The organism is Streptomyces niveiscabiei (assembly GCF_001419795.1).
Lineage (GTDB): Bacteria > Actinomycetota > Actinomycetes > Streptomycetales > Streptomycetaceae > Streptomyces > Streptomyces niveiscabiei.
The window spans coordinates 1-216 of sequence record NZ_LIRL01001067.1 but is presented as its reverse complement, the minus strand read 5'-3'; the positions used below and the strand labels follow the sequence as shown (position 1 = coordinate 216).

Here is a 216-nt window from a genome sequence, read left to right as displayed (position 1 = left end):
GGCGGGGGACTCGGCGCGGGCGAGGAGCCGCTCGACGGGGACGGACGCGAGCCGGGAGAGCGCGCCGCGCAACCGCGCCTGGTCCATCGCCGACCCGAGGGGACCGCCGTACCGCAGCGCCTCGCCGCCGCCGGTCCCGGTCCGAGGGGCGCTCGCCAGGGCGCGTACGACATCGAATGCGCCCCTCGCGCCCCCCACGACGGAGCCCCCGGCACC

1 pseudogene is annotated in these 216 nt (G+C 80.6%); it reads right to left on the bottom strand.

The features are described from left to right. A pseudogene (locus AOK24_RS51785) lies at window positions 1-198 on the bottom strand (NAD(P)/FAD-dependent oxidoreductase); the annotation flags it as partial. Window positions 199-216 lie beyond the last annotated feature (18 nt).